The sequence below is a fragment of the Streptomyces kryoterrae genome, assembly GCF_054072135.1.
Genome location: NZ_CM133358.1, coordinates 5,679,816 through 5,704,705, shown reverse-complemented (window position 1 = coordinate 5,704,705; position 24,890 = coordinate 5,679,816). Strand labels below are relative to the sequence as shown.

Sequence of the window (24,890 nt, the reverse complement as noted above, 5' to 3'; positions counted from 1 at the left end):
GGTCTTCGGGGCTAGCTCAGCAGCAACAAATCTTGGGCGTCGCCGTGTCAGCTGGTCACGCATCTGTCGTGCTTGGTCGCGGGACGAGGCCGGTAGCGGTGTGAAGGATCTCGTCCCATGTCCATGCCGGAGCTGGATCTCCGGAGGAATTCAATCCGTAACGAGCGAGCCGAGACGCGTCGGCGTGGCAGCCCTGCGTCTCAAGGACATTGAGTAATTCACGGAAAGCGTTGAAGGAGTTGAGCCGAACCTGATTCCATGCCCAGTCTCGTACCTCGTCGGTGAGCCCCGCGTCTTGGAGGTCGCGCCAGGGAATGGACCCCTTCATGTGGCTGATACGGGGGGCGACTAGGCGCAAAGTGTCCGCGCAGCGGGGTTCGTTCGCGATGTGACGCAGTACCGCCTTGTGCTCATCCAGGGCGAGGCTCAGGAGCAGGTCTTTGTCTTCGCTCGTGTATTGGCTTAGAGCGACGAGCCATGTTTGTACGGCGGTACCAAACCCTTGCTCGGCGCTGCGCCGGAGCCATTTCAGAGCATCCTGTGTGTGGCCCGCTTGGTTCAGAACCGCAAAGAGTCTGTACTGTGCTTCGGCTGTGCCGCTCTCAGCCTCGGTACTCCAAACGGCGATTGCCTCCTCGATGAGGCCGAGGTCGGCGTACATGTCGGACAGCCTGTTTCGGGCATGCGGGTACCCGTCGCGGTTCAACTCCTCGTATATCGCGGCAGCCTCGGAGTGGCGCCCTATACGGACAAGGGTCTCAGCCAATGCGAAGCGAGCACTCACCACGCGATAGGGATGGATCGATTGATTGCCAATGAGGTCAGTCAGAATGTTGGCAAATTTTTCGAGACACTCATGTCGCTCTGATATCACCTTCAGCCTCTGTAGCGCTTTGCCGTAGTTGAGCCGCACCGCTTGGACAAGGACGTCGTAGGCCTCGTCAATGCGTCCGTTGTGTTCAAGCAGTTCTGCGAGTTCCCGGTACGCCCCACTGCCGTGCCTTTGGAAGCTATGAAACAGCACCTCGATGGCATCTTCATTTCGATCATCTTCAGCCAGCAACCTCGCGTAATAGGTTGATATGTGCCACTCTCCGCTAGTTGCCAGCGCTTGAAGTAGCCGCATCGCCTCGTCGTTCTCGCCAGCATCCTCAAGTAGATAGGCGAGCATAGTGCCGATTTCTGCGTTGCCTTCGGCGTGAGGGGTCAACAACTGAATGGCATCGCACCTTCGGTCTGCCGACTGCAAGAGAAAAGAAAGGGATCCTAGCGCATCCGTGTCACCGTGCTCTGCGCCAGGCGTCAGCCATTCGATGGCTGCGTCGACCAGCCCCATTCCGTGAAGCATTGGTGCCAGGTCGGTCATGGCGTTGCGGTTGGAGGATTCCACTAGTCGTCTGCATGCCGAGAGCCGCTGCTCTGAATTTCCGTGCTTTGCGAGAGTCCACCAAACCTCTCTCGATGCCGTCTCTGCTGCTCGCCGTAGGTAGGGCTCAGCGAGGTCGTACCTTTCAATATCGTTGATTAGGGTTCGGATTAATCTGCCGACAGCTTCGCCGTCTTCGCCCTCGGCGGCCCTCAGCAATGCGATGGCTGAGTGCCGCAACATGCCTCGGTCGCGTGTTTCCTTTTCGATCTCTAGTAGATCTTTTGGATCTCGGGTGTGGGTGACCAGAGCATCCCAAAGCTCGGGGGGTTCACATCGCTTGGGCTGATCACTTTCTTGTGCGTACTGGAGTAGGTAGTCGGCTAACCGATAGAGAGGGCCGTCCGCGGTACGGGGGCGGCCGGGATGGTGACGAACCCGCCGTAGGGCAGCCGTGCCACCGTGCACAGGGCGAGCCGCGTAGGCCAGCGCTTGTTCGAGCCAGTCATCCCCGAGGGCGTAGAACTCGTCCTCATCCAGATAGCCCGGTGCAGCGGCCTCGATCAGCCCCATCGGCACATGGACGCCACAGCCGCGTCGCAGTGCATCGATCGCTGCGTCCAATACGGCTCGCGCGGGGGCCGGAGCGTTCTCGTAGCGCTTCACGAGCTTGGGCGCGCCGGCCAGGAATTGTGTGATACGGCCGTCGGTGGCCTGGTCGAGGGCGAGCGAAAGCCGTTCGTCGGTGTTGATGGCGGCCCGAGCCGCCATCAACTGAGCTTCGGTGAAGGATTCCGCAACTCGCAGATCACATCTTGCGAGGAGTTCACGTGCCTGGGCGTGCGGGTCTTCAGCGCCTTCGTCAGGCAGCGCGGTCAGTTCGTCCCAGTACCGCGGCCACAGTGTGCCCAGCAGAAGGATGGGGCCGCGGGCAGGATCGGACAGCAGCGCACGCACCTCGGCCGCGACTCGCTCCCCTATGTGGGCGGGAGCCAGGTAATGGTGGGTTTCGTTCAACCAGACCACGGTGTGAGGCGCAACATGGCGCAGTCCCTCCAGGGCCGCCTCAGCGAGCCCCGGATTGTACGGGTGCCAAAGGCGCCACTCCGGTTGGGCAGCCAACGGCCGCACAGCTTCCCAGCAGGCGCGCGTCTTACCTGTCGAAGACCCGCCGACGAGTACCGCCATGCGGCTGTGACCGGCAAGCACCTCCTCGACCAACGTCTGCAACCGCAGATCGTGCGGTCGGGGCACGTAGACGGGCAGCACCGAACTTGAGGTCGTGCCCGTTTCGATCGCGTGGTGAACCTCTAGGTCCAGTGGATGACATTCAGCGATCGGTCGGCCTGGCACCACCGGCGCAGTCGCTCCAGCCATCAACTCCGCAGGCTGAGGGGTGACGCGGATCTGATTGTTGTTGCCCCGAACCACGAACCCTATGTCGCGACCGGCGGCGATCGCGTCGTCGGAGGCGTTCACCTTCTCGCCGAATGGACTCACGTCGTGTTGTCGTCTCCGTCAATGACCTCGCCGATGCTGCCCCCTGCCGCCACGCTACCGAGCCCGTCTGCCTTGCTACTCGTGCCCGAGCCGGGCGCGCTTGGTGGCGTTGGCAATGCCCCGGTGAGCCGGTTGCTGTTACCGCTCACGACACGACCGACGTTGCCGCCAGCTGCCACTGCCCCATTGCTGGCCTCAACAGCCGCACGCTCCGATCTCAGTAGCGCCCACACGCTCACCACGAAACCCGCGAGGCCCACCAACGCGCCCACGATGGAGGCAACTTGATTCGCCGTCTCCAGATCTGCCATCAAGGCGACGGCGGTCAATCCGATGGCTGCCGCCACGCACACAACGGCGACGGAAACGACTGCGACCCTCTTCCATCCCTGCATGGTTCTATGCCATACCTGCTCCGGCCGACAAATAGCAATACTCTCGGCACGAACACTCCGGTCGTTGGCGGTTGCACGTTTGGAAGAGCCAGGCGTGCCCCGCACCGCTGCCGTCGCCGCCGAACGACGGACAAGGTTCAAGCGCCCCGACGCCAGGCCGCCCCGAGACTGGGAGGGCGCCCACACGGGGTCGGCTGTGCGAAGGTCTGGACTGGCTGGTGTAGGCGCTCGGCACGGTCTCAGTTGTGGTCTCGATTGCTTGCTGATCCGTGCTGATCCATCGATGTCCGCCCGTATCTGGTCACTTCTCTGACCCGGGCAATGACTGTCTCCGAGGCTCACCGTGGACAACCATGGACCAAGATCGGACAACTCGCAAATGCGTACGTCTCGGTCTTGGTCGCCCGCTGGCCAGCCGTCAGCCACGGCGCAGGGCGGTGCGCGGGTGACAGACGCAGAGAACCCACAACGCAGCCTGGCTGTGCCTCCATGGAGAAATCCTGGAGACGATCTTGAGATCGCGACCCCGGAGTACCACCGGATACCGACACCCACCGATACTCTGACCTGCATCTTTGACATGATCCGCCGGTCGGCGATCTTCCAGGGCCTAATTCGGGACGAAGAGGTCGTGGGTTCAAATCCCGCCACCCCGACGCTGGTCAGAGGGCCAATCGCATGATCGCGATTGGCCCTCTTTCATGCCCTGGGGGCCAAACAGGGGGCCAAACGCTTCCGATCGTGATCCGAGTCGGTCCATGATCGGCTAGAGCTGAGAACAGATACGTTCGTCGGGTTGGCGTCTGCGGGCCCGCGCTCGGTTGGATGTCCAGCATGAATGTTTCCGCGACAGCAACGAGCGTATTGCTGGTGATAGTGGGTGCCGCCGTAAGTCTCATCCCGACGTACGTGATGGAGAGAAGAAAAGAGCGGCATGCCCTGGCAGTGCGTTGGGACGCGCCGCTCTACGACCTATGCAAGGAGTGCGCCGCCTCGGCGCGGCAGTTCGTTCATCTGGTCCGTCGCATAGACCGAGTCACGGACCGGGACAAGCAGCGCAGCAAGATCGACGACGAACATGCCCGGCTCCGGTCCGTGGTGCAGCAGCTGCGCATCCTAGGAACAGTGGAACTCCAACAGGCGGCCAGGGAGGTTGAGCACCACGCCTGGTGGGTGCGCGCCGTGCACGAGGGCCGTCCAGACGAACTCTGCGAGCATTATGGTGGCCGTGCGGTGGAGGAGAGACTGAGAGATGCAATGCGTAGCTTGTTCGTAGCCGCGCGTCGCCAGCTCGGTGTCCAGGACCCCGACACCGTGGTCTCGGACGATCCGATCGATCCCAGACGCCCAGCTCCCTGACTGCGTCGTGGGCGAGCAGTAGGGGGGACCACTCGCACGTGTCTGATCCCCCCAACGCCTAGCCCCGGACTCAGCCGCCAGGCCTTTCGTGTCCGTCATCCCGGTTGGCGAAGATCACATCCATGGCTTCGGCACCCTGCGTGATCACCGGACGGAGCTGTTTGCGGTACACCGCTTCCGTGGTCGCCTGACTGCTGTGACCGACCAACAGCGCGATGCGCTCCAACGGGATGCCATGGTCCGAGAGCAGTGACACGAAGCTGTGCCGCAGCTCTCGCGGTGTCCACTCCGGCTTCAGCCCCGCCTTCTTCACGATGGCCTTGAAGTCGCGCCGGACGTTGGCCGCATCAAGCGGCTCGCCGGTCCGGGTCGTGAAGACACGGCCGGTCGGGTCCCACTCCTTCCCCTTCGACGTGCGTTCCTTCTTCTGCAACCTCAGGTGCTCTTCGAGCACGTCAACCACCTGCTTCGGAAGCGCGATGGTCCGCCGACTCTTCCTGGTCTTGGTCTCACCGTGCTTGCGCACCGAGCGCCACACCGCGACGTGCGGCGGAAGGTCGCCCTTCGTCTCCAGGAACACGTGATCCCAGGTGAGAGGCCGCGCCTCTTCCGTACGAACGCCGCTGAGCAGCGAGAGCACGAGGTACGCGTACAGCCGTGACGGCCGTGCGGCAATGAGCACGGCTTTCGCCTCTTCCAAATTCAGTGCCTTGCTCGGTCGACCGGGGCGCCCCTCCGGCACGGTGACGAGAAGGGCGACGTTCCGCGCTGCCTTGTCCCGGCGCTGAGCGTGCGCTGTGGACCGGCGCAGGATGGCGAGCAGGTCCCGCAGGCTTCGCGTCGCGAGGAACTCGGCCCTGTCGTCCAACCAGTCGTCGACGTCGTCCGCGCTGAGTTCTTTCAGCTTGGCCTTGCCGATGAACGGGATCAGGTGCTTGTTCGCCATCGAGCGGTTCTTGCCGATGGTGCCTTTCTCGTCTCGCCCCTTGAGACCGCGCTCCAACCAGTCGTTCACCGCGTCCGCCACGGTGTAGTTGGCCGGCGCCTTGACGCCGGTCTGTACCTCCTTTTTCAAGTCCCGGATCTTGTTGCGGACTTCGGTCTTTGTCTTGCCGTACACCTTCGGTCGACGGCGCTTGCCGTTCGGGGCGTGCCCCAAAGAAACGGCGCCCACAAAACTCTTCTTCGCGGGGTCCCAATAGATCGTGTCCGCACCGTGTCCCGCCTTGGTGGCGCGTTTCGGGGTCTCGGTCATGCTGCGTTGTGCCTCCATAGGACAGGGCCGCGCCCCGGAAGGACGCGGCCCTGTTGCGGTGGGTGGTTGGGAGTTCAGGCGGTGGCTCTTGCCTCGCGCTTGAGAAGTTCGACGTACTCCGCGATGTAGTCAGGCGGCACGAGTCGACGACGACCAATACGAACGGTCTGAAGTCGTCCGAGCCGTATCTCCTCGTAGACCATCGAGCGGCCGATCCTGAGAACGATGGCCGCCTCTTCGGGCCTGTAGAGGATTTGTTCAGCAGGTGCAACGGCGGTGCTCATGCTGCGGTGCCTCCTCGGCAGGGAGTCGGGGGCGGTGGCCCCCTTCCTGTCAGGTCCGCTACTTCCGCTACCTCCGCTACCTCCCTGGTCAGGGGCGTGATCGTGGTAGCGGATCTGGGTAGCGGTAGCGGATGGAGCCGCTACCGGCCCCGGGATCGTGGCCACGGGGCGGGTAGCGGACGGGCGGCGCGGTAGCGGATGCGGAGTGCCGATCCGCTACCGGTTTTAGGGCTCTGACCTGCCCGGTAGCGGAGGTAGCGGAAGTAGCGCACTTTCCGCAGGGGGAGGGCAGTAGCGTTGCCACGCGTCGTGAAGATCGGACGCGTAGTAGCCCTTCATGACGCTTCCGCCGGCCTTGATGTTGCGGGCCGCAATCGGCGTGTTGTCCGCGGTCATGTACTCGCGCAGCATCCGTGAGAGACCGCGGGCATCAAGCGGCTTACCGCTCATGTCCGCCCACGGCGCCTCTTCGAGGCTGTGCAGCCTGTCGAGGATGGCGACGGTGGGCAGACGGTCGATGCCGTTGAACACGTAGTCGCGCAGGTCGATCAACAGGCGAATCCCGACGCTGCCCTTGTCGCTGGTCTTGGCCGCGTTCACCAACTCGATGCACGCAGCGCGGGCCCGCTCCGGCCACGTGCCGCCCGCAGCATCGGCCACGGCGAGCAGGGGCTCCCATACGTCTGCGGGCCGGTCGCTGATGCCGTCCGGAAGCTCCGGGAACACTCCGTCGACCAGGTGGCGGATGGACTGCGCCCAATTGGCGAGCCGGTCGCGGAGTTCGTGTCCTTCCTTCTCGTGGATGCGCTGACGGAACGGTTCGACCTGCTCGTTCGGTGCGCGGCGCCGCATCCGAACAATGACCGAGCGAGTCAGGATCGTGTCGGGCAGCGAGCCGAGTCCGGCGACCGCGACTCCGCAGAACGACGGGAACTCCTGTACCTGCTGATTGGAGCCGTCGCCCACGCAGCGCCACATGACGCCGGAGCGTCGGTGGCCTGCGTTCAGAAAGCCCCGGAGCTGTTCGTTCTCTCCGGCTTTGGGCCCGAAGACCGTATCGATTTCGTCGAACAGGATCGTCGGTCGTCCTTCCATCCCGGACACCGCGCGGAACAGTGCGGACGCAGATGCGTTGACCGCGACCATCGGTTGCGGCACGAGGGTTTCCACGATCTCCAGAGCACGGGACTTGCCCGACCCCGGCTCCGGTGACAGGAACGCGAGTCGCGGTGTGGAGTCGAAGCAGTCGAGCAGGTGCGCGTGCGCGTCCCACAGCGTCACGGCGACGTACGCGGCTTCGAGCGGGAAGATGTTGAAGCGTCGGTGGAAGGCTTCTACTTCATCGAGCAGTGCGGAGCCGTCCATGACGGGTGCCGGCGAGTTGGCGCTCATGCCGCCTGCCTCCCTTCCTGGTTGGTGCGGAGCGGGCATACGTCGCGGTGCGCGCTGTGGTCGTCGATCAGGGCGAGCACCTTCGTATGACCGACGGCGCTGCGGTCCCTGCCGCACAGGCACTTCGAGGTGGCGGTCGGTACGGCACGGCCCGGTGCGGAGATGCGCAGCCATGCGACCGGGTACCGTCCGTCTCCGTGCTGCGAGTCAGGGCCAACAGCAGAGCGGACGCCCTTGCGGGCGGCGCCTGTCGGCTCGCACACGGCCGGACCGAGCGCGGCTTGTGCGGCGGCGCGCGGGCCGGAGTGGGGAGCGGGAAGGCTCTTCAGGAGGGGGCGAGTAGGGGCGCTCATGCCACCCTCCGGTGCTGGTTTCGAGCAATCGACCAGTTCAGACCGCTGCGAATGGTCGCCTCACACGACCGCGGCGAGAGACCGGCCTGCTCCCCCGCCCACTGAAGAGCCTCTTCCACCTGCTCCCTGGGAAGGTCGCCCGACGCGATAAACCGCCCCAAGGCTCGCGCCGCCCGGAGCAACGTGGCGTTGCGCTCGCCCTCCGGTGCCGTGCGAACGCTCGCGGTTTCCGCGTTCAAGCCCGCTGCCGCGTAGCGAGAGGCTCGTACGGCCGACGGTGCAGCCGTCAGTGCCCGCGAAGACTGGCGGATCGTCAGGGGGGCGCACAGCCAATCCGGCAGGGGCGCGGGCGGCGCGTCGTTGACGATCGCGTACGCGCCCGCACTGGTGATGCTGCCGGGCGCAACGACGTAGCCGCCCCATCCCCGGGTGTCGATCCGCTTACCGAGCCGTCCAGCCGTGTTGCCGAGCCGGGCACCGGGCGGCGCCGCGAAGTACAGGTGGACCCCGCCGCCTGCGGTCCGCACCGTACGCGTGGTGGGGACCGCATGGCCGGCGCGCTCGCAGAGCGCCGTGAAGGTCGTCACGCCGTTAGGCGTGTCCGTACTGCACTTGCGCTTGGGCATGTCGAGGTCGACAACGAGCAGCCCGGACGGGCCGGTCGCAATGCCGACGTTGAACGGGAGGTCGCCCCATGCCCGGCGGATGCGGTCCGGGTCGATCGTGGCGCGCTCTTCCCACTTGCGATGACCGCCGGCGCAATCCCCGATGCCGGGGCAGACGTCTTCACCGTGGAGGGCGGGGCGCTTGTCACCGGGGCGCAGAGGGAGGACGGCCCATCCTCGCTCGGCAGCGTCCAGGGCGGCGTACAGGAGGTGGCGATTCATGCGGCCACCGCCAATCCGCTCGATGGGGTGGCAAGGGCCGGACGGCTCTCGCCGAATGCCGGTCGTTGGGTCATGCTTGAGGTCTCCTTGTTCTGTTGGAGGGACAGGAGAACCGGGGCGGGCGCAGGCTTGTGGTGAGACGGCGCCCGCCTCGGACATCTGTGTGTGCGGTAAAGGGAGGGGTGCTGCATGGACGCAGGGCTTGCCGCTGTTTTAGGCGCCTTGGTTGCCGGGCTCTTCGGCCTAGGAGGTGCCGTCGTTGGCGCTGTTCTCACAGCGAGATCGATGCGAGAACAGGCTCACAGTCAAGCCTCGATTGAGCATGGTCGATGGATGCAAGAGCGCCGAGTTGAGTTGTACGCGGCAGCCCTGCTCGCGTACGACCAGCTCTTCGAGAGCTTGCATTCCATCCCAACTGCCGCGGACGACGAGGAGCGCAAACGTATTTGGAGCCAGGTGCTAGCAGCCTTGGACGAGTTGAAGCGAACTTCGAATAAGGTCCGCATGGCAGGCCCACCCGAAGTGACGGAGCTTGTACAGACACTCGCCCGTCTGACGTCACGCACGGTCCTGGCTGCGGCTTCCCCTGAGGAGTCGTTCAGCCCGGAGCAGCTCGACGAGATCCGGCTTCAAAGGGATGAGACCTACACACGGTTCATCGCCGAGGCCAACCGCATCTTCGGCCGGCCTGTCCCACCAGGTGGTGAGGCCAGCACCGGACCCTAAGCGCGACGCCAAGGTCAGTACTCGGCTTCGGCCTTGGATGCTGCCAGTTCGGGCAGGCCCGCGACTTCCAGTGCCTTGGGGTCGAAGCCGGGAAGTGCAGCGCGGGCAACGAGCGCTTGCGCGAGCTGCTCTGCATAGGCAGCACCCGTGCGGGCCACCTCGACTTGCGTCACGGCCCGCAGGCTCTCCACACGCTCGATGTGGGCGCGTTCCTCGCGCCGCTCGTTCACGTGCCGCTCGTAGGCAACGGTGTCCCGGCGGTCGCGTCGCCAGTAGCGGGCGGCGAGTCCGTACGCGCCCGCGGTGGCCACCGACCACAGCAGCAGCGGCAGGGGCAGACCGTCGGCGTATCCGGCGACCCCGGCAAACGCGAGCGCCCCGGAAGCGGCGAACGCGGTACCGGCAACGGTGCTGTCTCCGGAGCGGCCGACGCTCGCGCAGGCGCCGGCAGCCGCGGCAGCGAGGGACAGCGCGGTCATCAACACCGCGTTGCCAACGGAGTGTTCGGCACCGTTGGCGTTCCAGATTCGGGCGAGTGCGAGCACGGTGGTGGTCGCGAGCGCGGGCGCCGCCTTGGGCGTCGCGATGGCGAGCCAATTGTCGGCGGCGGTTGAATCCTGACCCGGTGTGGGCGGTCGAGTTCTGACCCACCGGGTCTGGTTGCTGGTGTTCAGTCGGTGTCGTGTGTGGCGGTGGGGACGCGTCCGAGTTGGCGTCCGCGCATGCGGTAGGAGTCGCCTTTGAGGGAGTGGACCTCGGCGTGGTGGACGAGGCGGTCGATCATGGCGGCGGCCACGGTCTCGTCGCCGAAGACCTCGCCCCAGCGTCCGAAGGGTTTGTTGCTCGTGACGATCACGGACGCGCGTTCGTATCTGTTCGAGATGAGCTGGAAGAACAGGTTCGCGGCCTCGGATTCGAAGGGGATGTAGCCGACCTCGTCGATCACGATCAGCGGATAGCGGGACAGTTTGGTGAGCTCGGCCTGGAGGTGTCCGGCGTGGTGGGCGGCGGCCAGGCGGTCGACCCATTCGGCGGCGGTGGCGAACGCGACCCGGTGGCCGGCCTGGCAGGCGCGGACCGCGAGTCCGATCGCCAGGTGTGTCTTCCCGGTTCCCGGCGGTCCCAGAAAAACGGCGTTCTCCTTGCCGGTGATGAAGTCCAACGTGCCCAGATGTGCGAGCTGTTGGCGCGTTATGCCGCGCAGATGGGTGATGTCGAGTTCCTCGATCGTCTTGATCGCGGGGAAGCGGGCGGTGCGGATGCGGGCCTCGCCGCCGTGGGACTCACGGGCGGAGACCTCCCGCTGGAGGCAGGCGACGAGGAACTCGGTGTGCGTCCAGGTCTCCTTCAGGGCGCGTTCGGCCAGGCGTTCAGCGGCGTCCAGCAGGGCCGGGGCCTTCATCGCCCGGGCCAGGAAGGACAGGTCGGCTGCGGTCTGACGGCCGGTCCGGGACGCCGCCGCGGCGGGGGTCTTGGTGGTGGCGGGCATCAGGAGACCTCCGGATCATCGGCCTGGCCGCCGCCCTCGATGAGGGTGAACATGCGGTCATAGGAGTCGAGCTGGCGTTGTTCGACCTCGACGACATCGGCTGCGGTGGCGGCGTTGTGCCGGCGGGCGGCCTGGGCCCGGGAGGCGTGGTGGTGGCGGTAGTCGCCGCGCAGAACGGCGGCGGCGCGGGCATGGACCGGGTCGGTGATGGTCTGCTGCTTGGCCCAGCACCGTGGATGGCGGGCGACCTCAGCCCCGCCGGGGGCGAGGGTCACGACGACCTCGTCGGTGTCGGTGCGGACCTGGACTTTCTTGCCGATGGCCAGGGGGTGCACGGAGTAGTCGCAGGTGTCGACGCGGATGTAGTGGTCGCGGCCGATGCGGGTGGCGAAACGCCACCAGCGCGGTGGGTCGACCGGCGGCAGGGTGAGCATCTGGGCCCGGTCGGCTTCCCACCGGTCGACGGGGCGGGCGCCCAGGGTGCGGTGCTGGCGCCGGTTGGCGATGGCCAGCCAGGTGGTCAGCTGGGTGGTGAAGTCGTCGGGGCCGGTGAAGGTGCGGCCGGGCAGGAAGCTGGTCTCCAGGTATCCGTTGGCCCTCTCCACGAGCCCTTTCGCTTCTGGATCGCGGGGTCTGCAGAGGTGGATCCGGGTGGCGAGCAGGCCCGCGAAGGCGGCGAAGTCGCCGGTCACCTTGCCGCGGCCGATGCCGGCCTCGTTGTCCCAGACCAGCATCCGCGGGACAGCGTTCCAGCCGGTCAGCAGCTTCCAGTGCCCGTCGATCAGGTCTCCGGTGGTGCGGGTGGGCAGCATCCGCGCGGCGATGATCCGCGAGTAGCCGGACACCATCACCAGCACCGGAGGACGGCCGGACTGCCCGTAACCGAGCGGGACGTCGACGGGTGGGAACCACAGGTCGCACTGGGCCAGCTCGCCGGGCTGATAGGTGGTGCGTGAGACCGGGTCGACGGGCAGATAGGCGGGCCGCAGCTCGCGTACGCGTTCCTTGAAGACGGTCATCCCGCGGTCCCAGCCGATCCGCTCGGCGATCACGGTCGCGGGCATCGTCGGGGTCTGCTTCAACAGCTCCCGGATCTGTGGCTCGACCGTGTCGACCGCCGAGCCCTTCGCCGGCCGGGAGTAGACCGGCGGCCGGTCGGTGGCCAGGGCCCGCTTCACAGTGTTCTTCGAGATGCCCAGCTGCCGGGCGATCGCCCTGATCGGCATCTGCTCGGCCCGGTGCAGCCTGCGGATCTCTGCCCAGTCCTCCACGGAAATCACCCTCTTCTCCTGACCTTCGATCAAGATCAGGTTGGTCAGAAGACCACGAAGTGGGTCAGTTTTGATCCGCCGTCAGAGGGTCACGATTCACCCGTCGCCGACACCAATGGCGGGCGACGATGGGTTCGTTCATGGCAGCTCTCCCCGTCAGTTGGCGAGTGAGGACAGGAACCGGGCGAAGGACACGACTAGGTCGTGAATCGGCTCGTAGGCGCCGGTCCCGGCGGCGAAGAATCCGAAGAGGAACAGCAGCACCGCAGCGCCACCTCCGGTCGACTTGGTCTTGATGGCGAAGACAGAGGCGATGCCGAACAGGAGCACAGCCGAGACCGTGAACGTCATCGCGACACCTCCGAGCGCGGCTCGTCGGTGCCGGCGCGGTAGACGCGGGCCCACCGGTTGTAGAGCCAGCGGCCGACGCGTATGCGCTTGCCGGTCGCCTTGCAGCGGCGGCAGTCCTTCCCGCGCTTCATGCGGCCCTTGCGGTCGGTCTTCATCCGGAAGCCCCATCCGCTGCACTTGCGGCAGTTGCCGAACGGGGAGGAGGCACACACAGCGACGTAACACAGTGTCACGCCAAGCATGAGAGTGATAGCGAGCAGGGCAGAGGTCATCACGGGCCCTTCCAGGCGGGTTTCAGGGGTTTCCGCAGGTGGGCCGCTATCCGCTAGCGGCCTGATCAGAGCAGGTTTGGGGCGCTAGCGGAGCCGCTAACGTTAGCGGTGTGTGCCGCTAGCGCTAGCGGCTCCGGACGGTCATCCCGCGTCGCGGTTTCCGTCACGCTCCGCAATCGAAGCCACGATGTGGGAGCGTTCGACGCCGCGCCGGTTGACGACCTTGCCGTCCACGCGACGGCCCACCTGGACAGTGGAGACGCCGTGGGGCTTCAGGGCTGAGGCCAGTGCCTCCGGCGTCCATCCGTCGTAGACGTCGGTCCGCAGTTCGGCGAGCCGGGACACGACGGTCTCGGACCACACCTTGGGTTCATCGGCAGGGATGACCGCGAGGATGTCGGCGAGCAGGTCGTACGACGTGCTCGCGTCCGTCTCCGGCTCTTCCCCGAGTGCGTGCCCGGACAAGGTGCCGGCGGCTTCGCGCAGCTTGCGGGCCCGCGCGGCGATGCTCTCCGCGTTGGGCGCGTCCACGTACACCGAGCCGACGATCCGGGCATCCGAGCCTTCGCCCACGAAGTAGTGAATGCCCTTGTCGCCCCAAGAGAACATGGTGGCGCGCACGCCCCGCTTGTACGCGGACGTGCCCAGCACCATGTCGTTCTCCAACTGCCCCATGACCTTGAGGCAGAACCGAGCCGACGCGTTCGCGGAAATGCCCGTGGGCAGTGCCTTCGCGTCCGGCCGCTGCGTGGCGAGCAGCAGCACGATCCCGGTAGCGGGACCGCGTTTGACCAGGTCAGTGCAGATCTCTTCGAGTTCCTTGCCGTACTTCTCGTGCTCGAACCAGACCTGGCACTCATCCACCCCGACCACGATCGGGTGCAGCCCCAACGACTTCTTGTTGGCCAGTTCGGACGTGACCTTGGACTCGGGGCAGATGTCCCGCGGCAGCGAGCGGATCACCTTTGCCCTGCGCCGCAGTTCGTCGCGCAGCGCGCGCAGGTCGCGCAACGCGTACTCGATGTCCGCCTCCTCGTCGCCGGCGCGGTGGCGGTGCGCGACACGCTCGCCAACCGGGTCCAGGTCACCGGTGCCCTTGAGGTCGTACGTGTGCAGTTCCGCCCGCGGGTCCAACGCGGCGATGAGCAGCAGCAGACGGAGCAGGAAGGTCTTGCCCATGCGCGGAATCGCGCCGATGACGGCCGCGATGTACATGAGGGTGATCTCGACCCAGCGTCCGCGCTGGTCAGTGCCGAACGCGACCGGCTTGAACAGGTCCGTGCTGCCCGACTTCAGCAGCGGCCACACAGGCTTCTTGGCCTTGGACATGTCCTGATCCCCGACCCACAGGACCAGGTGCCCGGTGTGCTGGTCGGGCACTGCCTCCGGCCACACGCAGCCCAGCGGGCGGCGCAGACCAGAAGCGAGCCGCTCGCGCCGCTCGATGATGTCCGTGACCGTGACGCCGTACGGGAGATTGCCCTCCGCACGCCATCCCGGACCGTCGCGCGTGATCGGGGCGGTGAACTCGAACCCGTCGCGACCCTTGCCCTGCGCCTGGTTGATGGCGGGGATGCCGAGCGAGCCGAGTGACCGCAGCACGATGTCTGAGGTGAGCTTGACCGCCTTGGGCAGTTCCACCGCACGGTGGATGACCGGGGCGTCCGCCTTGCGGCCGGCGACCCCGAGCGCCATGACGACCGCGCCCACCGACACCGCCTGAAGCCAGTCAGGGGCGAGCACGTACAGGGCGAGCGCGGCACCGAGCCCGGTGAACATGGCGAGCACGGTCACGAGGGCGCGCAGTCGGACCCGTCCGTCACGCTGCCGCGACAGCTTCAGGTACTCGGCCGCATCCTCACGCCGGACCGCGGCGAGTCGAACCGGCTCGCCCTCACGGTCGGCCGCCCACCGCATCGTGCCGCCGACGAACTTCGCGGCGCCGGAGGGGGCTTGGAGGGTGAGGCGCGCGGCGTAGACCGGGGAGCGAAGCGCGTGGTAGCCGACCGAGTGGGCATAGTGCCGGGCCACCCACGCCGCGGCGGTCTTCAGTTCCGCCACGGACTTCAGCCACAGCGGAACGACCGGCCGGCGCTGTGCGGCGAGCAGCCGACCGAGGTAGCCCGGACCGGCCGCCTTGGCGGTCGGCAGGTCGACCATCACGCGTGCGGTCGGGTCGGCCGACTCGGCACCCGACCGACTCGGATCGGAGTCGGCCGACGGGTCGGCATCGGGTCGGGCAGTCGGGTCGGCCGACCCGATGCGGGCCGACCGTGCCTTGTCGAGGTCGACTACTTCTCCCCCGGGGTCGGGGCTCATCTCCGCTTCGAGTCGGTTGAACAGTTCGTTGTCGTCGTCGTGATTCACTCAGAGTTCCTTCCAGAGGGCATGGAGGGATGCGGGCCCGGCGCTGCTTTGGTCGGTCGTGACCGGGCCCGTCAACCGTCGGGGCGTTTTCGGAAAAAGCCGGAACAAAATGTTCCAACTCGTTTTCAGGCAGTGCGCTGTTCCTCGGGATAGGCGCAGGGCACGCACGTGCCGAGCGACGTCGGGATGACGTATCCCGCGTCCTGTCGACAGGCCGGACACGTTCGGCGGGCGCACATCGCCTTGGCGAGCGCGGCTCGTTTGCCCGGCGTCATCGGCCGGACAGGCTTGGCGCGGTCGACGCGGTAGAGGTAGGCGACCAGCGGGCCGCGCCGGTAGCGCGGGCGCATGATCTGTGCCGCGATCGACTGCCCGCCGGGCCGTAAGCCGCGGGCCCGTAACTGCCGTTTGGTGGCGAGTCCGTCGGGGGCGTAGCGCCACGGGTAGGTGGGCAGTCCGTACGTCGCGCCGGTCGGGTCGAAGCACTTGCCGTACATCACGCAGCCTCAGCCGCTGTGCCGTCGCCCTCCGAGTCGTCCACGGAGTGCAGCGGACGGCCGGCGGCACGCTCGGTCTGCAACTGGTCGCGCAGCTTACGGGCGTTGGCCTGCGAGACGTGCACGGCAGTACGGATGCGATCCGCAGTCAGTTCCGAGTCGGCCCACTCTGCGGTGGCCGTACGCGCTTCGGTGAGTAGTTCCTCGAAGGTGCGTTGCGGCTTGGCCTTGGCCTTGGCCTTGGAGTTCGTCTGCCGGCGCGGGCGCGGCTTGGGGTCGGCCGGAGGTACCGGCGGGGGCACGGCGGGCGTCTCCTGCTCGGTGGCCGGGGCCAGTTCGCCCATGCGCAGCATCACGCGCTCGCGCCGCGGGGTCTTCGATCGCCACTTGCGGCCGTAGCGCTCGCGCAGGTCCGCACGGGCCAACTGCCGTTCCTTCTCCCGCGTCAGTGCCTCCGAGTAGGAGGTGACCTCCCACAGGGTCATGCGGCGCCACAGGGCGAACGTCGACGGGAACGCGAGCAGCCACCGAGAGAACCGGATCTTTTCCATGCGCCGCCCGGTTGCCGCGCCGATTCGTGCGGCGTAGATGTGCGCGCCGATCTCGGAGAAGACCACCCACAGCAGCGGCATGGTGCCGTGCGCGACCTTGGCCCACATGCCCTGTCCGGCCGCAACGTTCAGCCCGCACGTGATGAGCGTGAGCATCCAAGGCACGAACCGGACCCACGCAAGCGCCATGTCCATCCGGATCAACAGCAGGTTGGCCACGGTGAAAACCGGAATGGCCACGTCGATACCGACCGGCAGCATCCACGGCTCGCCGAATCCCCAGCGGGCCGCAGCAGCCGAAACGGCGTCGAAGGAGGAGATGAGACCGAGCGCACCGACTCCGGCCGCGGCAAGCGCGGCGATTCCGGCGAGACCCATCTCCGGCCTGGTCAGCGGCGGCACCCCGGACGGGGGCGCCGCAAGGGCGGTGGTTGTGGCAGTCATGCCGCTTCACCACCCTGGGAGGCTCGGAGCTGTGCGTTCATCAGCTCTGCCTGAACGTCGGCCACCTGTCCGGCGATGATCTGCTCGTAGACGGCCTGGCCCTCCAGGAACATGCGGTCGTCGAAGTTCAGGTCGTCGCTCATGCCGCCGCTCCCTTCCGTACGGAGCGGCGGCGGCCGGCGAACCGAACCAGGGGGATGACGTCGAACAACTCGGGGTGCGCCTCGACAACCTCGGCCGCGATGCGGACCAGGTCGTCGGGCATCTCGGGGTGCTCAGCTAGGATGTCGCGCGCCGCGTCCAGACGGGCCGCGCGCTCTTCGTCGCTCTCGCCCTCGACCCCGAGCCACAGCTCAATCGGGGTACCGAGCGCGAGCTCCACGAAGTCCTCAGCGGATACGGCCTGTTGACGGCCGATGTACGTGCGCATGGAAGGCTCCTGAAGTGGGAGGGACATAGAGCCGGAGCAGCCGCAGGCGTTTGGTGAGACGGCGGCTTTTCCGGAAGAACCCGAGCCGCAGCGCGGCAGGGGAAAGCGCCCCCGGACCGAGTCGAACGGTCCGTGCGACCATCGGGGCGGTAGATCGATCAGCGGTTGCGGACGCGGCCGGAGACGCTGTCGGCGGACACGTTCAGGTGGCGGGCGCCGGATACCTCGACATCGCCGGAGATGCTGTGGGCGCTGACGTGCCCGGCGGCGCCGCTGGTGGCCTGTACCTCGACATCCCCAGAGGTGGTGTTCAGGGCGGCGCTGCGACCGTCGTACAGCCGCACCTTGATGTCGCCGGACACCGAGTGCGCGTTGATCTGCTCGGTGGCCCGACCGACGCGGATATCCCCTGAGGTGGTGTTGGCTCGCAGCTCACGGACGCCATCGACTCCGAGGTCACCGGAGACGGAGCGGAACTCCATACGGTCGACGTAGCCATAGACCTTGGTGTCCGCAGACTGCGAGACGACCGCAAGGGAGGACTGCGCGGGCAGGTTGACCGTCACTTCGATCGGGCTGACGGTCGGCATGTCGGCCATGCCGCCGGAGACCACGCGACCGTTGATCCGGACCGTGCCGCCGACGATGCTCATGCTGCCGACACTCTGAATGACGCTGCCGCGGCTCCCCTGTACGACCACGCCGTTCGGCATCTCCGGTACCTCGATGCCGAACGCCTGCCCATTCTGCTGACTGCGAGCACGGTTGATCGCGTCGGCCGCGGGCCCCGTGTTGTCGTCGGTGCGCAGCACCACGCGGGCGGTGAGCAGGTTCTCGATCACCTGGACACGGACGCTGCCGACCGGCAGCGACAGTCCCAGCACGATCGGACCGGAGGTCTCGGAGTCGAAAATGCGCTCGGTCATGGGTAAGCCCCCAAAGGCTTGTTGGAGTGGGACACGACGTGCGCGAACAGGCGAAACGGCCGCGGCAGTGAAGTGGTGAGACGCGGCCGTTCCGCAGAGCCCCTCACGCTGCAAAGCAGCGGAGCGGCGGAAGTTGAGGTGGTGCGTGTCTCCTTCATCGCGACCGCGCTCCCGTGTCAGGTAGAGCTGTCCGGCCTCGAAGTAGGCGTATGGAGACGTGACCTTTCGGTCTAAGCCCTCCGGTGAATGCCAAGGCGCCGGGTCGCCTCCCCCCGTCCGATGCGGGGCTCCTGGTCATGCGGTCTTGCAGGTCAAGCGCTTACGGGTACAGCCGGCTGAGCCCTTCCGGGCTTGCCGTACTAACTTGTAACAGCATGTACTAGCACGCACCATGGCGCAAGAGGTCGCCGCAGATTCGTGCTAGGTCGTACTAGGGGTGGGTACGCTCGATGGCGTGATGAGCGCTGAAATCTCGAAAGACGACCCAAGGCCAGAGTCCGAGCAGGCGGCCGACATCCTGCGGCAAGAGATCCTGCGTGGCGACATCAAGCCCGGTGGGCATGTGGGCTCCGTGCGAGACTTGACCGAACGGTTCAAGATCTCGGGAATGACAGTGCAGCGAGCCCTTGCGATCCTCCGTGAGGATGGGCTCATCATGACGACGTCGCGGGGCAGCTATGCCCGCGACCCGGAGCAGGCCGGCGAAGGCAGCGGAACCGACGCGGTTGTCGACGTTCCCGAAGTGCTGCGCCGGCTCGAACATCTCACCTCCCAAGTCTCGGAACTTCGCGGCAGGGTCGAAGCGCTCGAAAGTCGCTCCGAACCGGGTGGTGCGTGATCTGCAACCAGCATGCGTGGAACGGGAGTTGTGAGGTAAGTGACAGCCCGGGGACGGCAGAGCAGGGGAGGGGACATGCCCGGTGACACCCCGCTGTCACCTTCCCTGTCCCCCCGGCTCGCGCGCGAGACTCGGAGCAGGTACTCGGAGGAGGGCGCATGACCGACGACAGGCCCGCATGGGCGCGACGGATCGCGGCTGAGCGCGCGGCGCGACTGGTCGCAGCGCGACGCAGTCAGGGCTCTACGGGCGCATGCTCCGACGGAGCTGCCGGCGGAAGACAGCATGATCCGCCAGTGGAAGCGCTGGGAGTCAGGCCAGACACCGAACGACTTCTATCAACCGATCATCGCGGCCGTGTTCGGCACCGTGACCCATGCGCTCTTCCCGGCGCCATCGCGGCGAGACGGAGACAGGGAGATCTTGGCGGCGAGCGGCATGGAGACGTTGGAGATCGTGAGCCGGCTGAACCGGTCCGATGTCGACAGCGCGACGCTCGATGCTCTGCGGATCACCACCGATCGGCTGTGCTCGGAGTACCCGTACATGCCGAGCGGGCAGCTCATCATTGAGGGGCGCCAGTGGCTGCGCCGCGTCGTCGAACTCCACACGAAGAGCCTCACGCTCGCCCAGCACCGCGAGGTGCTCGCCCTGTCCGGCTGGCTCGCCCTCCTGGTCGGCTGTGTCGAGTACGACATGGGAGACCGGCACGCTGCCGAGTCGACACGGCGCGCGGCCCTCTCACTCGCTACGGAAGCCGACCATCCAGAGGTCGCCGGGTGGGCACACGAGATGCGCGCCTGGTTCGCGCTCACGACCGGCGACTACCGCGGCGTGATCTCGGCAGCACAGGCCGGAGGTGAGGTGGCGCCGCACCACAGCGTGGCGGTACAGCTCGCAGGCCAGGAAGCCAAGGCGTGGGCGCGGCTCGGAGACCGCCGGCAAGTCGAGGTAGCCCTCGACAAGGGGCGGCGCCTGCTCGAAGGGATGCCTCACCCCGACAACCTCGACAACCACTTCGTGGTGGACCCCGCCAAGTTCGACTTCTACTCGATGGACTGCTATCGCCTGGTCGGTGAGGACAAGCTCGCGCGTACGCTCGCAGAGGAAGTCCTCCGGGCCGGAACAGACTTCGACGGACGCGAGCGCTCGCCGATGCGCAACGCGGAGGCCCGCGTCACGCTGGGAGTGACAGCAGCACGTGAGGGCGACTTGGAACAAGCGCTCATGATGGGGGCCCTCGCTCTCGAAGGCGACCGTCAATCGGTGCCATCGCTCATCATGACCAGTCGCGAACTCGCTGCCGAGATGAAGCGCCGGTACAGCTCGGAGCCAGGGGCACAGGACTACCTGGCACGGCTCAACGCTCTCGGACAAGAGAAGCCTGGATTCCTGCCGCAGTGAACGTGGCAACGGCTGCATTCTGGTACAGCATCACGACGAGGAATCATGAATTTAGCGGCCTCAGGAGCTTACGTTCCGGAGGAATCGAGAACATGTGATGACGCTGGCCCCGAAGCATGCTTTGCAACTCTCGCTCCTCTTCACTGGTCGCAAAAATAATCTGCGCTCCACTCTCTCCAGCTTTCACGGCTCGTTCGAGAAGCGCAGCAAAACTCAGGCGCTTGGTCTCTTGCTGTCTCGGCTCATCGAAAATCAGGAGCCGCGCATGATTAGTATCAAATCGGATACTGGTCTCAAGGAAGGCGAACAAATAGGCCCAGATGACACGAATCATATCGCTGGCCGATAGATCGAATCCGAGATCGAATCCTTCATGCGTGGGTCGATACGTATCTTCACTGATTTTGATTTCACTCGGCTCTAGAGAGACAAAGTGGTAACTCGCGAGTTGTGCCACCAGGGCCGCTTCGAGGTACTCAATTTTCTGTCGATCCAAAGGCGACTGCCGCCTTTTAGCCAATTCCTTCAATGCCACCCTATTGGCTTGCCATGTCTGTGCACGCGCCCGCAGCTCCTCAACGGTGTGGAAGATCTCATCCTGGGTGGCCGCTAGGGAAGTAATCCTATCCTGGATGCGAATCTTCTCCGCAACGTCTGCCACCGAAGGCATCGAAGACGGAGACGTCAACGTATCCTTAATTGTTCGAATACTGCGACGCAAATCTGAGCTTTCACTTCGAAGCCTATCTAGCTTAGCCTCCTGTATCAAAATGAGCCGTTCCAGATCAGCCTTCATGGCTCGGAAGGTACGAACTTCCTGCTCGATATAGAGCACGCTCTCGTCCGGCGTCATCGGGGTTTCTGTGATCTCGAAACCATCCGGTAGCGCTTGTTGGCATGTAGGACAGAACGAATCACCACTTATAACTGCTGCATGACGTGCGCCAAGCCGACGCAGGAGGGCTGCATCCTTGTGACGTTGCAGATCCTCTTCTAGTGCCTCGACACGCGACTCCAAGCCACCCCGGCGAGAAAGCGAATCCTCCAGCTCAGCCAAGGCAGAGGCAGCGAGAGAGTTGGCAATGGCCAATTTTTCTTGCTGACTCTTCAGTTCGTCATCTAGCTGAGAGGAACTTTCTTCAATGCTGGGGACATCAAATTGCTCAAGTTCCGCAACTCGCCCCTGCAGTCTCTCCAATTCATCGTCTAACGAAATCCAGCCGTCAGCCGATGCAATCAACGAGCTCGCGGAGACAGCCTGCATGTCGACTACGGGACGCTGCGGGAGGCCACGAAGGACGACCGACTGCGATTTTACTGCCCCCGCCACGCGATCGACAGTCTGCCTCCATTCTGAATCCATAATGGAAGCCGCGCTCTCTAGTCGCTGCTTCTTCAAAACCGCTTGGTACTCATCAAGTTCCAGAATGAACTCGGCAACGCGCCTACTCACGTCGCGAATCATGAAGTGGGTTGGAATTCTGGCCTGCACGCCAGACCATCCATGCTTCTGCTCTACGAAGAAGTAAGGGAAGAGGCATTCCAGATACAAAGGCCCTTCGCTGCCATCCATGCGTGTGACCTGTGGGAGGCTCCAACCAAGGAATCGAGCTAGGAAGTGGTGGAATCCTCGCTCACGAACGGCAGCACCGCCGCGGCGAACAAAGAAGTCTTCACCTACCGTCATTTCAAGATTCTGCGACAGCCTAGCGCCCTCGAATTCCTCGATCAATGTTGTGTCTTTGAGGGAACTCTTCACAGAGCGACGCACTGTGATTACCTGTCCGGAAGCGTTTTCCAGCTCAAGGGCGACCCATGACTCAATGACATCCCACTCTCGGCCCTCTACTTCGATCGAGTCCGTCATCGCATGCGGCAATGGGATATCTCGGCGGGCACTGAACATCCCCTCAAGCCCAAGGGCGTAGATGATCGCCTGCATACAGGTCGATTTCCCGCTGGAGTTATCCGCGCGGATAACATTCAACCCGCCCTTGAATGGGATATCCGCTCCACAAACCGGCCCATCGGTGATGACACGCATCTGTAGTTCGCGCAGCCGAATCATTGATACCTCCCCGCCAAGAGTTCACGTATCGATTTCTGACTGATTTTTTTTGGCAAACGGTTCAGGAACTCTTTCTCGCGCTGCAACACCGCCACGTCACTCCAGATACTTCTAGCCAACGCAACACCATTCGACGATAATGAAATCGATTGATTCTCTTTCCTGACCGCCAAACCGCATGCCACAGCGATAGCAACGGTACGAGCGAGCGAGGGATCGTATCTCACCACGAAGTCATCGGGAAGGCGACGGTCTTCAAACCAGCGCGAAAGGGTGTTGCGCGCCGCATTGGAGCGCAGGGATGACGCGAGAACGTGAATTTGTTCCACACTTGCAGTGTTGGCCCAGCATCGATACAGAACGAGCACAAGTGAGGCGAGGCGCCAACCATGTCGTAGGTCGCCCGGAATAGCATCGGGTCGGCGCGTAAAGGCGACAGGTGATTCGGTTCCGGCGAAGAACTCTGCAAGTTCGTCTGTAGTAAGCATCAGCAAGCCACCGATGGAAAGCTCAGCGGGCAGCGCATAATCCAGTCTGCAATCGCAGCCCATGACAAAGCCGACCTAAGGGGGGCATCCAGTGCTGGGACATCACGCGCCAACTCGGATTCAATCTCCTTGGCGATATGTGCGAGACTGCCAAACTCAAGGGAATCTGAAGGGTATTGAAGGATAAGGAGTTGTTCCTTGTTGTTCTTGTAGCGCGTCGTCAATTCCCAGTTGTCAGGATACTTTCGGCGCATGACATCCAGAGCATTCTCCCCCTTGATGTATTGCATGATCAAACTTTCGAGAACGCTCACTCTTTGCGGATCATTGGCAATGAGAGATCTCAGTTTCCCGTCAGCCGTCCTCACAGCTTGCTCGTTGGCTGCGATCCATGTTTTAACATCGTCATTGGTCTTATCTTCTACCTCGACTAGGGCGCGGGGGCGTTGCAATATTTCCTCCCTCACATCCGCATAAGCGTCCTCGTCGACAACGACGATGCGAAACGTCTCGTGCAAGTGAGGAAGGTTTTTATCTCTATACTCCTGCGCTTTATCAGAGGCATGCTGAACAAGCTCGTATGAGTCGAAGAAGGGAACCATGAACAAATATCGATCAATGCGCACGTTCCCTAGGAGGCGCAGGAATTTCTCTTGGCGGTACTCAAGCTTCGCCAAGTCGCGAGTCAGCTTGTCTCTTTGCTTTTTGTAGCGCTCAAGTACCGAAATTGGCTCTTGCGCGGCGTAACACTGGAATGCACAACCGTCATGCGTGAAAGCTTCAATTCCTAGGTCTCCGCGGTGCCGCGCTGGGACAACCTGAACCTGATCGGCTCCGTGCCTGCGACGGATAAGCATCAGGCACCACTCTTCCCAGTCCTCCCCAAGCCAGCTGGCTACCGTCCTCACTGACACCTCCCCTACGACAGCTTCGATGGCTCCAACTCAAGCGTAGCGATCTAGCTACAGCTTGTGACCCCTCTTGTGAGTCTTGATCGCGGCTGGCACTCACCCACACCCCTGGCGACGCGCTACGTGCGAGACCCTCCGAGGTCAGTGCACGCCCCACTGCGGCAGAACCGGCACGAGAGTTGCGGCATGTGGACATCTCCCTGCCGGACCTCCTCCCAGTTCCGTGACACGGCGCCGCGACCGGGGCCGCGGCCGACGCTGATCTGTGGACAGCTGCCGACACCCCGCCGTTCCGCTCATGCCGCAGGCTCTTGGCTGAGTAACGAAAATCCGGGGGCCAAACAGGGGGCCAAACGGTGCAGCCGCACGGGGACCGTCCTGGACAGTGGTGGACAGTCCCGGAGCCGAACGACCAGCCCTGATAGCTTGGTTGCCACGTCACGAAGGCCCTTGACCGCGTTCGGGACGAAGAGGTCGTGGGTTCAAATCCCGCCACCCCGACAGCTAGAACACCAGGTCAGGGGCCTGATCCGCGTTGCGGGTCGGGTCCCTGAGTCGTTGTGGGGGTCGTATTGGGGGAGCCGACTTCGGTCTCCTCCTCCCGGAGAGGGCGGAGTCTTGTTGCCCGCCGGCGATCTGTCCGCTCAGAACAGGTGTCGGCGGTACGTCCCCTTGGGCAAGGTGCGGACGGAGTGCTGGATTCCCACGCGGTCCGGGTCCATCAGTCCGCCGTTGCCTCGCCTTGGTCGATCATGGTCAACCACCCGGAGATCTCTTCCTCGGCCTGGCGTTCGTCAGCAGCGCTTTGTTCCTTGTCCTCCTCCCAGGTCACGCTCTTGAAGATCTGCTCCGCTTCCCACTCATCAAGCAGCTCGTGAGGTCTGTGATCCCAGTCCCCGCCCACAAACGCGTTCGTGAACTCGGCGCAGAAACCGAAGGGCCCATTCGGGGTGAGCCTGGCACGCTCCCGTGCCGCACTGGCCGCTGCCACGGGAATCGCTCCGGGTCGGCACACGTCCGTGGCGTTTTCGGCCACCCACCAGCGACGCCCGGACGCGCCACGTAA

The 24,890-nt window shown here is 64.7% G+C and carries 26 protein-coding genes; 4 read left to right on the top strand and 22 right to left on the bottom strand.

Annotation, left to right across the window (positions count from 1 at the left end):
- Positions 1–55: 55 nt before the first annotated feature.
- Positions 56–2,866, bottom strand: coding sequence for a tetratricopeptide repeat protein (locus ACW4TU_RS25100; RefSeq protein WP_457417032.1), 2,811 nt, complete (start codon positions 2,864–2,866; stop codon positions 56–58).
- A complete protein-coding gene (locus ACW4TU_RS25095) occupies positions 2,863–3,213 on the bottom strand; it encodes a hypothetical protein (protein ID WP_457417031.1) in 351 nt (116 codons plus the stop codon). Before ACW4TU_RS25095 ends, ACW4TU_RS25100 begins: the two co-directional genes overlap by 4 nt.
- A gap of 873 nt (positions 3,214–4,086) precedes the next feature.
- Here ACW4TU_RS25095 and ACW4TU_RS25090 point away from each other — a divergent pair.
- Positions 4,087–4,620 (top strand): hypothetical protein, encoded by a 534-nt coding sequence (locus tag ACW4TU_RS25090; protein ID WP_457417030.1) that lies wholly within the window; start codon positions 4,087–4,089, stop codon positions 4,618–4,620.
- Between the two features lie 70 nt (positions 4,621–4,690).
- Here the strand turns inward: ACW4TU_RS25090 and ACW4TU_RS25085 are convergent, their stop codons facing one another.
- From ACW4TU_RS25085 to ACW4TU_RS25065, 5 genes are all read right to left on the bottom strand, one after another.
- Positions 4,691–5,875, bottom strand: a complete 1,185-nt coding sequence (locus ACW4TU_RS25085; protein ID WP_457417029.1) for a site-specific integrase — start codon at positions 5,873–5,875, stop codon at positions 4,691–4,693.
- A 74-nt stretch (positions 5,876–5,949) separates the two neighbouring features.
- Positions 5,950–6,159: a helix-turn-helix domain-containing protein gene (locus ACW4TU_RS25080; protein ID WP_385561171.1), complete on the bottom strand. Its 210-nt coding sequence runs from the start codon at positions 6,157–6,159 to the stop codon at positions 5,950–5,952.
- A 225-nt stretch (positions 6,160–6,384) separates the two neighbouring features.
- Positions 6,385–7,551 (bottom strand): DUF3631 domain-containing protein, encoded by a 1,167-nt coding sequence (locus ACW4TU_RS25075; RefSeq protein ID WP_457417028.1) that lies wholly within the window; start codon positions 7,549–7,551, stop codon positions 6,385–6,387.
- A complete protein-coding gene (locus tag ACW4TU_RS25070) occupies positions 7,548–7,904 on the bottom strand; it encodes a hypothetical protein (RefSeq protein ID WP_457417027.1) in 357 nt (118 codons plus the stop codon). Before ACW4TU_RS25070 ends, ACW4TU_RS25075 begins: the two co-directional genes overlap by 4 nt.
- The gene (locus ACW4TU_RS25065) at positions 7,901–8,791 is read right to left on the bottom strand and encodes a bifunctional DNA primase/polymerase (protein WP_457417026.1); all 891 of its coding nucleotides are present in this window, start codon (positions 8,789–8,791) and stop codon (positions 7,901–7,903) included. The genes ACW4TU_RS25070 and ACW4TU_RS25065 overlap by 4 nt, the downstream gene beginning before the upstream one ends.
- A gap of 189 nt (positions 8,792–8,980) precedes the next feature.
- Here ACW4TU_RS25065 and ACW4TU_RS25060 point away from each other — a divergent pair, with 189 nt between their 5' ends.
- Positions 8,981–9,517: a hypothetical protein gene (locus tag ACW4TU_RS25060; protein WP_457417025.1), complete on the top strand. Its 537-nt coding sequence runs from the start codon at positions 8,981–8,983 to the stop codon at positions 9,515–9,517.
- 14 nt (positions 9,518–9,531) lie between these two features.
- Here ACW4TU_RS25060 and ACW4TU_RS25055 read toward each other — a convergent pair whose 3' ends face one another.
- From ACW4TU_RS25055 to ACW4TU_RS25005, 11 genes are all read right to left on the bottom strand, one after another.
- Positions 9,532–10,062 carry a hypothetical protein gene (locus ACW4TU_RS25055; RefSeq protein WP_457417024.1) on the bottom strand — a complete coding sequence of 177 codons (531 nt, stop codon included), beginning with the start codon at positions 10,060–10,062 and terminating at the stop codon, positions 9,532–9,534.
- Positions 10,063–10,187: 125 nt separating this feature from the next.
- Positions 10,188–11,006, bottom strand: a complete 819-nt coding sequence (gene istB / locus ACW4TU_RS25050; protein WP_457417023.1) for an IS21-like element helper ATPase IstB — start codon at positions 11,004–11,006, stop codon at positions 10,188–10,190.
- A complete protein-coding gene (gene istA, locus ACW4TU_RS25045) occupies positions 11,006–12,286 on the bottom strand; it encodes an IS21 family transposase (protein ID WP_457417022.1) in 1,281 nt (426 codons plus the stop codon). The genes istB and istA overlap by 1 nt, the downstream gene beginning before the upstream one ends.
- A gap of 147 nt (positions 12,287–12,433) precedes the next feature.
- Positions 12,434–12,628 (bottom strand): hypothetical protein, encoded by a 195-nt coding sequence (locus tag ACW4TU_RS25040; RefSeq protein ID WP_457417021.1) that lies wholly within the window; start codon positions 12,626–12,628, stop codon positions 12,434–12,436.
- Complete coding sequence (locus ACW4TU_RS25035) at positions 12,625–12,900, bottom strand: hypothetical protein (protein WP_457430288.1); 276 nt, start codon at positions 12,898–12,900, stop codon at positions 12,625–12,627. Before ACW4TU_RS25035 ends, ACW4TU_RS25040 begins: the two co-directional genes overlap by 4 nt.
- Before the next feature lie 141 nt (positions 12,901–13,041).
- On the bottom strand, positions 13,042–15,267 hold the full coding sequence (locus tag ACW4TU_RS25030; protein WP_457417020.1) for a cell division protein FtsK: 2,226 nt from the start codon (positions 15,265–15,267) through the stop codon (positions 13,042–13,044).
- A gap of 125 nt (positions 15,268–15,392) precedes the next feature.
- Entirely contained in the window at positions 15,393–15,764 is a 372-nt protein-coding gene (locus ACW4TU_RS25025; protein WP_457430286.1) for an RRQRL motif-containing zinc-binding protein, read from the bottom strand.
- Positions 15,764–16,759, bottom strand: coding sequence for a DUF2637 domain-containing protein (locus ACW4TU_RS25020; RefSeq protein WP_457417019.1), 996 nt, complete (start codon positions 16,757–16,759; stop codon positions 15,764–15,766). The genes ACW4TU_RS25025 and ACW4TU_RS25020 overlap by 1 nt, the downstream gene beginning before the upstream one ends.
- Positions 16,756–16,902, bottom strand: a complete 147-nt coding sequence (locus ACW4TU_RS25015) for a hypothetical protein (RefSeq protein ID WP_457417018.1) — start codon at positions 16,900–16,902, stop codon at positions 16,756–16,758. Before ACW4TU_RS25015 ends, ACW4TU_RS25020 begins: the two co-directional genes overlap by 4 nt.
- Positions 16,899–17,189 (bottom strand): hypothetical protein, encoded by a 291-nt coding sequence (locus tag ACW4TU_RS25010; RefSeq protein WP_457417017.1) that lies wholly within the window; start codon positions 17,187–17,189, stop codon positions 16,899–16,901. Before ACW4TU_RS25010 ends, ACW4TU_RS25015 begins: the two co-directional genes overlap by 4 nt.
- Positions 17,190–17,347: 158 nt before the next feature.
- Complete coding sequence (locus tag ACW4TU_RS25005) at positions 17,348–18,115, bottom strand: DUF4097 family beta strand repeat-containing protein (protein WP_457417016.1); 768 nt, start codon at positions 18,113–18,115, stop codon at positions 17,348–17,350.
- Between the two features lie 457 nt (positions 18,116–18,572).
- Between ACW4TU_RS25005 and ACW4TU_RS25000 the strand changes: the two genes are divergently transcribed.
- Both ACW4TU_RS25000 and ACW4TU_RS24995 read left to right on the top strand, forming a co-directional pair.
- A complete protein-coding gene (locus ACW4TU_RS25000; RefSeq protein ID WP_143677191.1) occupies positions 18,573–18,953 on the top strand; it encodes a GntR family transcriptional regulator in 381 nt (126 codons plus the stop codon).
- Between the two features lie 285 nt (positions 18,954–19,238).
- Positions 19,239–20,357 carry an NsdA family TPR-like regulatory protein gene (locus ACW4TU_RS24995; protein WP_457417015.1) on the top strand — a complete coding sequence of 373 codons (1,119 nt, stop codon included), beginning with the start codon at positions 19,239–19,241 and terminating at the stop codon, positions 20,355–20,357.
- A gap of 43 nt (positions 20,358–20,400) precedes the next feature.
- Here the strand turns inward: ACW4TU_RS24995 and ACW4TU_RS24990 are convergent, their stop codons facing one another.
- The 4 genes from ACW4TU_RS24990 to ACW4TU_RS24975 all read right to left on the bottom strand — a co-directional run bounded on the left by ACW4TU_RS24990 (position 20,401) and on the right by ACW4TU_RS24975 (position 24,815).
- A complete protein-coding gene (locus tag ACW4TU_RS24990; RefSeq protein WP_457417014.1) occupies positions 20,401–22,425 on the bottom strand; it encodes an AAA family ATPase in 2,025 nt (674 codons plus the stop codon).
- A complete protein-coding gene (locus tag ACW4TU_RS24985; RefSeq protein WP_457417013.1) occupies positions 22,422–22,919 on the bottom strand; it encodes a hypothetical protein in 498 nt (165 codons plus the stop codon). Before ACW4TU_RS24985 ends, ACW4TU_RS24990 begins: the two co-directional genes overlap by 4 nt.
- Positions 22,913–23,821: a hypothetical protein gene (locus tag ACW4TU_RS24980; RefSeq protein WP_457417012.1), complete on the bottom strand. Its 909-nt coding sequence runs from the start codon at positions 23,819–23,821 to the stop codon at positions 22,913–22,915. Before ACW4TU_RS24980 ends, ACW4TU_RS24985 begins: the two co-directional genes overlap by 7 nt.
- 724 nt (positions 23,822–24,545) lie before the next feature.
- Positions 24,546–24,815: a hypothetical protein gene (locus ACW4TU_RS24975; RefSeq protein WP_457417011.1), complete on the bottom strand. Its 270-nt coding sequence runs from the start codon at positions 24,813–24,815 to the stop codon at positions 24,546–24,548.
- Between the last annotated feature and the right edge of the window lie 75 nt (positions 24,816–24,890).

Excerpts from the sequence above, each read along its gene's own strand:
- ACW4TU_RS25090 (WP_457417030.1), top strand. The coding sequence starts at position 4,087 with ATGTCCAGCATGAATGTTTCCGCGACAGCAACGAGCGTATTGCTGGTG.
- ACW4TU_RS25085 (WP_457417029.1), bottom strand. The coding sequence starts at position 5,875 with ATGACCGAGACCCCGAAACGCGCCACCAAGGCGGGACACGGTGCGGAC.
- ACW4TU_RS25080 (WP_385561171.1), bottom strand. The coding sequence starts at position 6,159 with ATGAGCACCGCCGTTGCACCTGCTGAACAAATCCTCTACAGGCCCGAA.
- ACW4TU_RS25075 (WP_457417028.1), bottom strand. The coding sequence starts at position 7,551 with ATGAGCGCCAACTCGCCGGCACCCGTCATGGACGGCTCCGCACTGCTC.
- ACW4TU_RS25070 (WP_457417027.1), bottom strand. The coding sequence starts at position 7,904 with ATGAGCGCCCCTACTCGCCCCCTCCTGAAGAGCCTTCCCGCTCCCCAC.
- ACW4TU_RS25065 (WP_457417026.1), bottom strand. The coding sequence starts at position 8,791 with ATGAATCGCCACCTCCTGTACGCCGCCCTGGACGCTGCCGAGCGAGGA.
- ACW4TU_RS25060 (WP_457417025.1), top strand. The coding sequence starts at position 8,981 with ATGGACGCAGGGCTTGCCGCTGTTTTAGGCGCCTTGGTTGCCGGGCTC.
- istB (WP_457417023.1), bottom strand. The coding sequence starts at position 11,006 with ATGCCCGCCACCACCAAGACCCCCGCCGCGGCGGCGTCCCGGACCGGC.
- ACW4TU_RS25040 (WP_457417021.1), bottom strand. The coding sequence starts at position 12,628 with ATGACGTTCACGGTCTCGGCTGTGCTCCTGTTCGGCATCGCCTCTGTC.
- ACW4TU_RS25035 (WP_457430288.1), bottom strand. The coding sequence starts at position 12,900 with ATGACCTCTGCCCTGCTCGCTATCACTCTCATGCTTGGCGTGACACTG.
- ACW4TU_RS25025 (WP_457430286.1), bottom strand. The coding sequence starts at position 15,764 with ATGTACGGCAAGTGCTTCGACCCGACCGGCGCGACGTACGGACTGCCC.
- ACW4TU_RS25020 (WP_457417019.1), bottom strand. The coding sequence starts at position 16,759 with ATGACTGCCACAACCACCGCCCTTGCGGCGCCCCCGTCCGGGGTGCCG.
- ACW4TU_RS25015 (WP_457417018.1), bottom strand. The coding sequence starts at position 16,902 with ATGAGCGACGACCTGAACTTCGACGACCGCATGTTCCTGGAGGGCCAG.
- ACW4TU_RS25010 (WP_457417017.1), bottom strand. The coding sequence starts at position 17,189 with ATGCGCACGTACATCGGCCGTCAACAGGCCGTATCCGCTGAGGACTTC.
- ACW4TU_RS25005 (WP_457417016.1), bottom strand. The coding sequence starts at position 18,115 with ATGACCGAGCGCATTTTCGACTCCGAGACCTCCGGTCCGATCGTGCTG.
- ACW4TU_RS25000 (WP_143677191.1), top strand. The coding sequence starts at position 18,573 with ATGAGCGCTGAAATCTCGAAAGACGACCCAAGGCCAGAGTCCGAGCAG.
- ACW4TU_RS24995 (WP_457417015.1), top strand. The coding sequence starts at position 19,239 with ATGATCCGCCAGTGGAAGCGCTGGGAGTCAGGCCAGACACCGAACGAC.
- ACW4TU_RS24990 (WP_457417014.1), bottom strand. The coding sequence starts at position 22,425 with ATGATTCGGCTGCGCGAACTACAGATGCGTGTCATCACCGATGGGCCG.